The sequence below is a fragment of the Microcoleus sp. PH2017_28_MFU_U_A genome (genome assembly GCF_020738035.1).
GTDB lineage: Bacteria > Cyanobacteriota > Cyanobacteriia > Cyanobacteriales > Microcoleaceae > Microcoleus.
Genome location: NZ_JAEQCX010000173.1, coordinates 1 through 10,495 on the forward strand (window position 1 = coordinate 1; position 10,495 = coordinate 10,495).

Consider the following 10,495-nt stretch of genomic DNA (forward strand, 5'->3'; position numbering starts at 1 on the left):
GCATCTCATTTGTTGTGCAAAAACCATTTTTTCGAGAGGTACGTAGTTGCGCTTCAGCGCTCTGGGAGCATCTCATTTGTTGTGCAAAAACCATTTTTTTTACAGTGCTGTCCACAAAGAGCTAGCTGTATAATACTTGCTCTTCGTGGACATCACTATAACAATAAAACTGAGATAATCCCAGCGCTCTTATATATAAGAAAGAGCGCTGAAGCGCAACTACGTACCTTTTTTAAGAGCGCTCAAGCGCAACTACGTACCTTTGTTAAGAGCGCTCAAGCGCAACTACGTACCTTTGTTAAGAGCGCTCAAGCGCAACTACGTACCTTTTTAAGAGCGCTCAAGCGCAACTACGTACCTTTGTTAAGAGCGCTCAAGCGCAACTACGTACCTTTTTTGTTCTGATGCACCCTACTCAACTGCGATGTTTATGACACAGCAATCAGTTGACCAATTCTGTAATTTCGGGGAAATCTTGATACGACTCGGGAAAAAATCCCTCGGCTTCAGTTCGCGTAATATGGCTGTGGTTTGTGTCATATTTTGAATTCTTGCTGCAAGCGATCGATAATTGTATTGCGCTCGATGGTAGCTAGAATCTCTTGAATGACAGTATCCTGTCCCAGGGGGCCCCAGGTGCAGCCTCTTTCTAAATAAACTTGGGCGGCGCGACCGACAGCGTAGGTTCCGTAGGCTGCTAAACTAGCTTGAGTGACAGCGACTCCGGCGAAAGTCGAAAAGCCGATTTGTGGGGCGACAGCGGCCGCACTTTTCCCAAATCCCAAGAGGAAACTGCTACCTAATTCTCCCAAAAGTACGCCGCCAGCGCTGGAGAAAATAGTTTGCCAAAGTTTGCCGGCTTCGTAACCAGTCATCGGTAAACAGTAAAGTCTGGATAAAGAGCGAATTAAGGCTAAATCTGCAACAGTTGCGCCCATGACATCCAGGAAAGCAACAGGATTTAAGCCGACAGCTAAAGCTTTGTATTTGGCAAATTGCCAGATTAAATCATCGGCTTCTGTTTGGCGCAATTTGAGAACTTGATGAGCAAGATTTGCTTCGGCATCTCTAGCTTCTACTAAAGCATTAAGTGCGAGGAGCGATCGCCCTTCTCTGTTAAGAATTGTCAAAATTGTGTGTTTGAGTTCGTCTATTTGGGGAGGCGGCGATTCCCATTCGTTGGTGATACTTCCATCTGACCATTCTACGCGCACTTGCATCGGTGCGGGTTCGGCGGCTACCATGACTATTTCTAAGGATTTGGCAATTTTAGCGGGTGGTTTTGCTGTAGATTTAGGAGCAGGGATGTTATTTTGGCGATCGTCCAAATCGTCCCAATCTTCCTTATCTGTTACCGCCTCGGCTGCTAGCTGTTCGGAATTTCCCAGCGCTTGCAAACTTTGGTAAATAGCTGTTCGGTCTAATTCTGGATACAGGTCAATTTTATTAAAAACTAAAATTAGCGGCTTTTGAGCAGTTTGTAATTCGCACAAAGCTTGATATTCAGTGCGAGTGATATCGCCAGCTACCACAAACAGAATTAAGTCAGCTTGGCGAGTGACTTGTTTCGCCATCTCGCCGCGCACTTCCCCGCCAACTTCATCAAGTCCGGGAGTATCAATTAATTCTACTTGAACCCCCCCCTGCCCCCCCTTACCAAGGGGGGGTTGGGGGGGTTCTACGCCCTCCAGGAAGGTTAAAGGCACATTCCAACGTACAGAACGAGGCCACTGAGTCACGCCGTTGAGGGGGCCTGTTTGCAGGATTTTTTGACCCAACAGCGCGTTTAATACGGCTGATTTGCCGCGACTGACTAGCCCGAAAGTAGCAATCCTAATTACCTTGTTGTCAAGTTTTTCGGAGGTAGAAGTTAAAATATCTAACTGAGTTTGCAGGGCGGCTTCTAATTCTGTGTTGTTCGAGTTTTTTTTGCCTTGGCGCAGGTAGGAGTAGCGCGCGAGGGCTTGGCGCAAACTGGCGCGGGCGAGGGATAGGCGATTTTCTTGAAGGGAATTGTCAGCCATTGGCGATCGGCTTTTTTAAGCTATGTAATTGAGCGTAGAAATATAACATTCTCTTTCTTATTTTAATACAATTTTTGATAAATTTTAGGACTTACCCAACTGTCCCATGCAATCAAGGTACGTAGTTGCGCTTGAGCGCTCTTATTTATATATATGAAAGAGCGCTCAAGCGCAACTACGTACCTAAGAGGTCAGATCCCCTTTTTTAGGGGATCTAGGCCTAATCGTCAGACAGACTCGATTTCTCGCCGCCCCTGCTTCCAGGAGTATTTAATTGGCGGCCGAATTAACAACCTGGGCCCCAGATGTCTGAGGCGAGAGACGACTTGCAATTTGATTGACGAAAGATTGCAAGAAGGAAACTTGTTGATTTTGCTGAAATACTGCTTGCAAAGTTTTCGTCAACTGATTGAGACTGAAAATGCCTTTGGCTGCATTTTCCAGTTCTTGATTTTGGAAATATTCAATCAAACTTAGTCCAGCTATTCTGGTAAAATAGGCTGCACTAATTCCCTGCACCGCGCCTCCGGCTGCATAGGTAACGGCATTGCTTTTGAGCAGTCCAGTAATAGTTTGGGTAGACACTTCTACCAATCCCAGTTTGAACATTTGGGTTGCCAAAGTTGCCGCTACTGTCTTAGCTTGGTCTAAGGAAAACTCTTGCTTGTAGATAGCGCCGAGGTCGATTACCAGTTGGGTGCTGATGGCGGTTGTGGCTAGCAAGTCTAAGGCGGCAACTGGGTTGGCAAAAACGGCGGCGGCGGCGATATACTGATATTGTTCGATGATGGGCATTGCCCGATCGCGCCTCACGACATTCAAGCAAGTTTTTGCTTCTAATTTAACCGTTGCAGCTTCCCGCACAGCACTCGCCCAGACCAACTGTTGCCCTTCTTGAGTGACGATTTGAGTCAATCTTGCTGTCAGCGGTTCGAGTTGAGAGACTTGAGTTTCAATCCGTTCTTGAACAGTGCCGTCTGCTTGGTGCTGCCGCACTTTAATCGAATTAGGGGAAGCTGCGATCGCAATTATATCTTCTGTCCCCAATATTCCTTGCATTCTTTGGTGCAACTGCTGCAAAATTTGTGACTGCTGCGCTGGCAAATATTGGTCTAGTTTGTTCAAAACTAGCAGCACGCGCTGACCTGCGGACGCTAGTTGAGATAATGTTTGAAACTCGGAATCCGTGATGTCGCCCGCCGTGACAAACAGCACTAAATCACCGCCGATTTTGGCATCGGAATTTGTGGTATTGGCAAACAGCGGTGCTGTTTCTGAGAAAATCTGCTGTTGTGAGTCTTGGGATGCCCAATTAGAATTTAAAACTTGAATTAAGGCAGTTTTACCGACAGCTTTGCCGCCAGTTACGGTAATCCGCAAATCTTGTCTGTCTAATTCGGCTTTGAGTCGATCGAGCTTTGCGGTTAGATGAGCCGGATTTACCGAGTTTTGAGCTTCTGAGGCGAGCAATTTAATTGCTGCTTCGGCAGTCGCGATCGCTTTTTCGGCTGCTTCCCGCTTGGCCAGGGGCTGCGGGAGTTCGAGTTCGAGTGTGGGAGATTGTTGTTTCCACCACCAATACCCCGCACCGGCAGCCGTCAAGCCGATGAGTGCCGTTTCTCCCATTTCTGAACCCGAATGCTGTAGAGTTTCCAACAGCCAAAGCGCTGCTGAAAGTCCTATTCCGCCTATCAAAATTGGTCGCCGCAAGTTAAGTGTCATTTTTCCCTTCCTGTGGGTATTATCGCCAAGCTTAACCTTACCGGGCTTGGTCTCCCTCCCTATATTCCATCGTACCTCTGCGACATCCAAACTGGCGATCGGGCGATCGGGCGGATTATACCATAAACCTTTTGCGGAAGTTCAAAAAGTTTGTAGTAAGGACTTCAGTCCTTGCTGTTGAGTTAAGCCAGCAAAAAGTGAAGTTATTACTACAAACTGTTGATATTTGACACTCTCCGGGAGTCAACGCCACGGAGATTCTTAAAACCACAACTTTAGTCTTAAAGGCGCTGTCAAATCGCCTCTACACACTCAAAACAACTACATCTTGCGAGTATTGCAATCGTGCTTACTTTTCCTTTGCTTTCGTCCTGCCATCACAATGCCAGATAGGTACGCTCTGTGTTCACCATTACTTGTTTACCCAGGCTACGGACGTATCGAGACGAGATAACACGGGGGTTGCTCCCTAATCAAACACTTCTTCGCATAGATGGTTATTCTTACTCAAACTTATTATAGCAATTTTCATGTTCCGTAGGGAAGAAAAGCCGTCCTATAAGGACGGGGCTTCAAACCCATTCTTTTTGGTGAAAAAGTCTAGGTAATTATCTAATCTCCCAGACAAATTCCCAAACCGCGGGCCGTTTTAACCAGAGTACCATCGAAGTCTACAGGTCTGTATTTGGCGATCGCATCTTCCAGCGGAACACTCACAACTTCTCGTTGTTGCCAAGATACCATGCGGTCAAATTTCTTTTCGGCAACTAAATCAACTGCTGCGACACCAAAAGCCGAAGCAATTAATCTTTCTAGCGGAGAAGGCGTTCCTCCGCGTTGAATGTGTCCCAAAACTGTGACGCGAGTTTCTGCACCGCTACAATCAGAAATTGTATCAGCTAAATACTGACCTATGCCACCTAATCGACTTTGGCCTAAGCGATTTGTGTGCATTACTAACTCGCCTGCTTCTGTCCGCACAGCCTCCGCTACTATAATTAAACAGTAGTTTTTTCCGCGTTGTTGGCGTTCTTGAACTTTGGCGCAGATTTCGGAAATTTTGTAAGGAATTTCGGGAATCAGAATTATATCAGCACCGCCAGCAATTCCGGCACTAATCGCAATATGTCCGGCATCGCGTCCCATGACTTCAACAATCATCACGCGGCTGTGACTGGCCGCTGTAAAATGTAAGCGATCGAGTGCTTCTGTGGCAATATTGACAGCAGTATCAAAACCGATCGAACGCTCGGTAATACCGACATCATTATCAATAGTTTTAGGAATAGCAACTAAATTCAAATTACCTGCGTTGGCAATCTTTCGGAGAATGGCAAGACTGCCATCGCCACCAATCCCAATTAAGGCATCCAAACCTAGTTGATGATAGCCTTCAATAATATCATCAGAGCGATCGCGCAAAGTTCCATCAGGCATCGGGAAAGCAAAAGGATTGCCCTCATTGGTAGTGCCTAGCATTGTACCCCCAATAGTCAGCCAGGAATCTACTTTCTCAATATTCAAGGGTGTTGCTTCAGGAGGGCGACTCATCAATCCTTTGGTGGCTTGACGAATGCCCATCACTTGCCAATTGTATGTTCCCGTCGCGCGGTAAACAACGGCTCTAATCACGGCGTTTAAGCCTGCACAGTCACCCCCGCTGGTGAGAATGCCGATACGTTTTTGTTCTCCCATAATTAAGCCAAACTTTTGTTCCTCAGAACATGGTTGATATTTTCAGATTCCGATTCGTTCAATCCTGATTTTTGACGTAAGTAGTTACAAACAAACTTTACTCTGTAACAGAATGTAAAGCTATGATAACCTTTGTGATTGCTTCGTTTCACTTTGTTTCACTGGCAATGACATACTTATGTATTTTCAAGCTTCACCTAATTGAGCAGCTCATCTCTGATGCACCCTACAAGCTTGATAGCTAACTTTCGTAGCGTCCCAAATCACCGTCTCAAATACAACATAAATTTTACTTGGGATTGAGGCGTTTAGAAACTTGGTTAACGATACCGCTGAGAATTGCACCGCCCATCAAAATACCGAGGGCAGGATTAAATACGGGCTGCCACAGACTGTACCATAAATCGAAACCGAGATTTACGCCAGTCGATCGCCCTGCAACGGCGATCGCAAACCACCCAAAAATAGCCAAGACGAAAAACACATCAGCGACTAAAATCAAGTTGAGGAAGTTAAGAATTTTATCTTTCATGGTCGATGGTTCCTTTTTGAGTGTATATGTGTCAACTTTTGGCAAGAGGTTGGCAAGGGAGCCGATGGATAGCTGCAACAGGCGATCGAATCAAGATAAAATAAAATATCATTCAATTGTTTTCGCATACTTGTGGTCAAAATATGGTTCGTTATACACTTCCTCAAAGCCCCGAAATTATTTTAACTGTCAAAGGGAAAGATTCAGCGAAAGCCCGCGAAGAAGCGATGGATAAGCTGATGCTGCTGATGGATGAAGGGAAGCTACCTACAGAGCTCGCAGAAGGATTTGGGCCCAAGCAGTTTGTTGAAGTTATCGAAGATGCTGCTGTGTCTGACGGCGAGGACGCAATTACTGAAGCAGTGCAGATTTTGAGCAATTTGGCAAGTCTCAAATTGAAGGTGATGGAATCCCGGGAAGAAGCCCTAAAAATCCGGGAGGCGATCGATATTTTGTTTACAGATGAGCCTGTGAGTGCGGAGGAAATTGGTCGTCTGAAAGACGGTTTTAAGGTTCTCAAAAACTTCGCTCAAGCTAATGTCCGCTATCGAGAAGCTAGGGGCAAAGCTGAGGAAGCTCGGGCAATTCTGGACGAAGCTTTGCAATCTGTAGAATCGGAAAAAAAGGCACAGAAATCAGCGAAATAGTAGCTAACTGTAGGCAGGGTAAGCGCACGTTAAATAGTAGCTCAGGATACAGATTAATAAGCCAGATACTGAGGTTAAAGGTGCAATGCTAAAGGTTTGTTAGATTTCCTCGCTTCGAGGCTGACACAAGGTGACACTCTCTGGGTATTCCCACCTCTTGGTTCCCGTTATGTCTCAAGGATTTGCGCCCGCTGCCCGCTGTTGAGCTGCCCACACAGGAGTGCGGTTCCCTTAGAAATATCAGCCTTAAGCCAAGGATTAGTAGACTGTTTTAAATCCGTCGAAGATCGAGCGAGTCGAACGGGGACAATGGCATCCTTTATCCGATATTCTGATCGTTGCGATTCTCTCCACCATTGCAGGCGGACAAAGCTCTTAAGCCATGGTGGAACTCTATGGCAGTAGCAAACAAGCTTGGCTCTCCACCTTCTTAGCACTCCCCAATGGCATCCCCAGCCCAGATAGCTTTCGGCGGGTGATTGAACGTCTCCACCCCAAACAGATGGAAGCCGCCTTCGATAACTGGGGGCGTTGCTGATTTACGGTATGAAAGGCTAAATAGGTCTGTCATAGAAACCAGTATCCACAAAGGTTTTGGATTTTAAACTTATTTTTTTCATACCATGATTAAGCAACGCCCAATATTTTAATAGAAATAGCAAAGAAAGAACACTCTTGACTGAAGTCCCCCGAGCCGCTTCCCTAGGAAGGACTAAAGTCACGCTTGTTTCCCGCATCCGGTATTGATTTTTATGAGCGATGACTATATGGTGAAGGTATTAGTCGCAGCGCTCCCTGAACTCTCTCAAAGTAGCAGTCCTACAACCTAGATGGCAAGTGCGTTAAATGGTATTAATTTGTGGGGTAGGCTTGCTGTGCCTACCCCTGTATGTATGTTGCTATTAGGCTAGGCGCGAACGCTCCTTTCTTTTTTGCTACCTTCAAAGTCGCGAGCCGAGCCGACTTCGTAGCCTCCTGTCCGCAAGCGGCGGTCTAAATCGCTGGCTTCGGGAGAAGTTTTTGTGGCTTCTTCGATTGTCACTCTACCTTCAAGTACGAGTTTGTAAAGATCCTGGTTGATAATCTTCATGCCTTCGTAGGTGTCATTTTGCATCAACCGGAAAGCTTCATCATCATCACCTTTCATCAAGTAATCGTGCATGGCTGGCGTGTTCACCAAAATATCGTGAACTGCGACGCGGCGGTTGTCAACTGTTGGCAGCAAAAGTTGGGCAATTACTGCTACTAAAGAATCGCAAATTTGAATCCGCATCGCCTGCTGTTCCTCAGGTGGGTAGAGGTTTAACAAGCGGTTAAGAGCGTTGATGGCGCTGCGAGTGTGGAGGGTTCCCAATACTAAGTGACCAGTTTGAGCTGCTTGCAAGGCTGTATTGATGGTAACGCGATCGCGCATTTCCCCGATCAGGATGACATCGGGGTCTTCCCGCAAAACTGCCCGCAAAGCCTGCTGGAACTCGTGGGTGTGCAAGCCGACTTCCCGCTGGCTGACCAAGCATTTTTTAGAAGGGTGAATGAATTCGATCGGGTCTTCAATTGTAACTACGTGCTTCTGTTCCGTCTGATTGAGGTGGTCGATCATCGCAGCGACTGTTGTCGATTTCCCGGAACCGGTAGGCCCGGTAATCAAAATTAATCCTTGCGATCGCAAAATGACCTTTTTGAGAACTTCTGGCAACCTCAAGGAGTCGATAGTGGGTATTTCTAAACTGATCAACCGCAATACTAGGGCGCCACCACTGAGGGAATCAAAACAGTTTAGCCGACACCGCACGAAGCCCGGGTAAAAAATTGCTGCATCTAATTCCTTGGTAGCTGCAAACTGTTTTCGCTGTTCGGGGGTGAGAATTTCGGCTAAGTAATGTTCAAAAATTTCTGGCGTGACTTTGGGGTGGCTGGTTGCTACTTGCATGACGCCCCGAATCCGAAATCGAGGTACTTGACCGACTCGAATGTGAATGTCGGAAGCCGAGGCGGTATGGGCATCTCTGACCATTTGTTCGATCGTACTTACGGGAGTCTCAACAGCCCGCTGCTGTTGCTGCTGATGCTGCTGCTGTTGCGCCGGGGGGTGTGCAGCAGGCGCCGGTGGTGGTGGTGGCGCGGGAGTTGCAGCCAAGGGCGGCGGTGGCGGGGGTGTGCGGCGGGCTTGAGGGTCGGGTTTAACGGGTGTAGGATTGTTTAATGGGTTCATTTTTTAGTCTCCAGTCAGTCGATTTTAGATTTTAGATTTTAGATTTTAGATTGACTCGCAGCGCCGTGAATCTGGGAGTTTCAACTATGGTCTAAAATTTGGGGATTGACCGTGCGCGATCGAGTGTCGGGATCTTGTATCCGTTATTGGGCGGGGTCAAAGTATCATTGAAAAAATTCCCGATTTCTAATCTAATCGCTCGCTTGCTAATTCGGTGCCAAATGCTGAGAATATTTTACAATTAGGCTTGATGGGCGATCGAGCAATTAACAGTTTTAACTCCTATGAACATCCGTCACAAAATTGCCGACTGGCTCGAAAATCGCGCTGTTACTCCTGCCTACGCGGGTTGGCTGCTCTCGGGGATGACGGTGTTCTTTTTTGGGTCTGCTACTAATACAATGTCTGGGTGGCTGTACGCGCTCAGCGGTGGCAGTTTGGCGCTGCTGGTAGTAGCTGCGGTTTTGCCTGCAAAATCGCTGCGTTCCTTGGAAGTCCGCCGCCACCCGATCGAACCTGTGAGTGCGGGCGATAAAATCACTGTGGAACTAGAAATCGAAAATAGCGCCCGCCAACCTAAAACCTTGTTGCAAGTGGTAGACATCTTACCGTTTGTATTGGGAAAAGAGCTTGTCCGCCCGATCGAGATCGTAGAGCCTAAAAGTATATACAGGGATACATACTACGTGGAAGTCCGGCAGCGGGGCGTCTATCGCTGGCAAGAGGTGCACTTGAGGACGGCGGCGCCTTTAGGGTTGTTTTGGTGCCGTCGCAGCCGCCCGGTAAAAGCGGTGGCGGTGGTTTACCCGCAGGTTTTGCCGTTGAGCACTTGCCCTTTGATCGATCGCATCGGTCAGGAAGACAGTCCGCAATTGTACGATCGCCTGCGATCGCAAACCGCTACCGAAGGCCTCACCCGCAACCTGAGACCTTACCGTCACGGAGACCCCACCCGCCTGATTCACTGGCGCACCAGCGCCCGCTACGGAGAACTGAGGGTGAGAGAGTTAGAAGTTGCAGCAGGCGGCCAAGAAATTATTATTGCTCTCGACAGCGCTGCATTGTGGCAACCAGAGGAATTTGAACGAGCGGTGACAGTAGCAGCGTCTCTTTACTTCTATGCTAGCAAGCGCCTGTTAAACGTCAAACTTTGGACGGCCGGAACCGGACTTGTCTCGGGGAACCGGGTAGTTTTGGAAACCTTGGCGGCGGTTAATGCTGCCGAAGATGCGATCGATAGTCGATCGCAACTATCGATCATTTGGCTAACTCAAAACTCTGCAAGTTTAAGCACTCTTACCCAAGGTAGTCGTTGGGTACTCTGGCCGAGTTCCACTGCGGAAACAGGCGAAAAACTGTTAGTGAAACATGATTTACCTGGTTTAGAAATTCGCTCGGATAGACCTTTAGAACTTCAGTTACAAGATGCTTTAGAAAGAGCAATTAGTTATTAAGATTGAGTGGATAAGTTTTCCGCTATCATATCAAATCCGGTGACAGCAGAATTCTGCCAGTGCGAGCGTCCCCGCTCGCGACAGGAGATAATATCGTTTCCGGTATCATCTCAAATCCAGTAACAGCAGAATTCTGCCAGTGCGAGCGTCCCCGCTCGCGACAGGAGATAATATCGTTTCCGGTCAAATCCAGTAACAGCAGAATTCTG

General features: G+C 47.4%; 9 protein-coding genes. 3 read left to right on the forward strand and 6 right to left on the reverse strand.

The annotated features are described in order from the left end of the window. Positions 1-536: 536 nt before the first annotated feature. The 4 genes from JGK14_RS32130 to JGK14_RS32145 all read right to left on the reverse strand — a co-directional run bounded on the left by JGK14_RS32130 (position 537) and on the right by JGK14_RS32145 (position 5,973). The gene (locus JGK14_RS32130; RefSeq protein WP_293185243.1) at positions 537-2,024 is read right to left on the reverse strand and encodes a DUF697 domain-containing protein; all 1,488 of its coding nucleotides are present in this window, start codon (positions 2,022-2,024) and stop codon (positions 537-539) included. Positions 2,025-2,294: 270 nt separating this feature from the next. After that, the gene (locus JGK14_RS32135) at positions 2,295-3,746 is read right to left on the reverse strand and encodes a YcjF family protein (RefSeq protein ID WP_293233121.1); all 1,452 of its coding nucleotides are present in this window, start codon (positions 3,744-3,746) and stop codon (positions 2,295-2,297) included. Between the two features lie 612 nt (positions 3,747-4,358). Continuing rightward, positions 4,359-5,441: an ATP-dependent 6-phosphofructokinase gene (locus JGK14_RS32140; protein ID WP_293185247.1), complete on the reverse strand. Its 1,083-nt coding sequence runs from the start codon at positions 5,439-5,441 to the stop codon at positions 4,359-4,361. Positions 5,442-5,730: 289 nt separating this feature from the next. Continuing rightward, positions 5,731-5,973, reverse strand: a complete 243-nt coding sequence (locus JGK14_RS32145; RefSeq protein WP_293185248.1) for a hypothetical protein — start codon at positions 5,971-5,973, stop codon at positions 5,731-5,733. 143 nt (positions 5,974-6,116) lie between these two features. Here JGK14_RS32145 and JGK14_RS32150 point away from each other — a divergent pair, with 143 nt between their 5' ends. Continuing rightward, positions 6,117-6,620: a hypothetical protein gene (locus tag JGK14_RS32150; protein WP_293143532.1), complete on the forward strand. Its 504-nt coding sequence runs from the start codon at positions 6,117-6,119 to the stop codon at positions 6,618-6,620. A 382-nt stretch (positions 6,621-7,002) separates the two neighbouring features. Next, a complete protein-coding gene (locus JGK14_RS32155) occupies positions 7,003-7,158 on the forward strand; it encodes a transposase family protein (RefSeq protein ID WP_293143535.1) in 156 nt (51 codons plus the stop codon). A 369-nt stretch (positions 7,159-7,527) separates the two neighbouring features. Here JGK14_RS32155 and JGK14_RS32160 read toward each other — a convergent pair whose 3' ends face one another. Next, positions 7,528-8,832 (reverse strand): type IV pilus twitching motility protein PilT, encoded by a 1,305-nt coding sequence (locus JGK14_RS32160; RefSeq protein WP_325315929.1) that lies wholly within the window; start codon positions 8,830-8,832, stop codon positions 7,528-7,530. 284 nt (positions 8,833-9,116) lie between these two features. Between JGK14_RS32160 and JGK14_RS32165 the strand changes: the two genes are divergently transcribed. Further along, on the forward strand, positions 9,117-10,286 hold the full coding sequence (locus tag JGK14_RS32165) for a DUF58 domain-containing protein (RefSeq protein WP_293185252.1): 1,170 nt from the start codon (positions 9,117-9,119) through the stop codon (positions 10,284-10,286). Positions 10,287-10,311: 25 nt separating this feature from the next. On the opposite strand, the gene JGK14_RS32170 is transcribed toward JGK14_RS32165, so the two are convergent. After that, the coding region (locus JGK14_RS32170) for a hypothetical protein (protein ID WP_293193663.1) at positions 10,312-10,495 on the reverse strand (184 nt) is incomplete at its 5' end.

What these genes read in the sequence shown, in the direction of transcription:
- JGK14_RS32130 (WP_293185243.1), bottom strand. Translation starts at nt 2,024, where the DNA reads ATGGCTGACAATTCCCTTCAAGAAAATCGCCTATCCCTCGCCCGCGCC.
- JGK14_RS32135 (WP_293233121.1), bottom strand. Translation starts at nt 3,746, where the DNA reads ATGACACTTAACTTGCGGCGACCAATTTTGATAGGCGGAATAGGACTT.
- JGK14_RS32140 (WP_293185247.1), bottom strand. Translation starts at nt 5,441, where the DNA reads ATGGGAGAACAAAAACGTATCGGCATTCTCACCAGCGGGGGTGACTGT.
- JGK14_RS32145 (WP_293185248.1), bottom strand. Translation starts at nt 5,973, where the DNA reads ATGAAAGATAAAATTCTTAACTTCCTCAACTTGATTTTAGTCGCTGAT.
- JGK14_RS32150 (WP_293143532.1), top strand. Translation starts at nt 6,117, where the DNA reads ATGGTTCGTTATACACTTCCTCAAAGCCCCGAAATTATTTTAACTGTC.
- JGK14_RS32155 (WP_293143535.1), top strand. Translation starts at nt 7,003, where the DNA reads ATGGTGGAACTCTATGGCAGTAGCAAACAAGCTTGGCTCTCCACCTTC.
- JGK14_RS32160 (WP_325315929.1), bottom strand. Translation starts at nt 8,832, where the DNA reads ATGAACCCATTAAACAATCCTACACCCGTTAAACCCGACCCTCAAGCC.
- JGK14_RS32165 (WP_293185252.1), top strand. Translation starts at nt 9,117, where the DNA reads ATGAACATCCGTCACAAAATTGCCGACTGGCTCGAAAATCGCGCTGTT.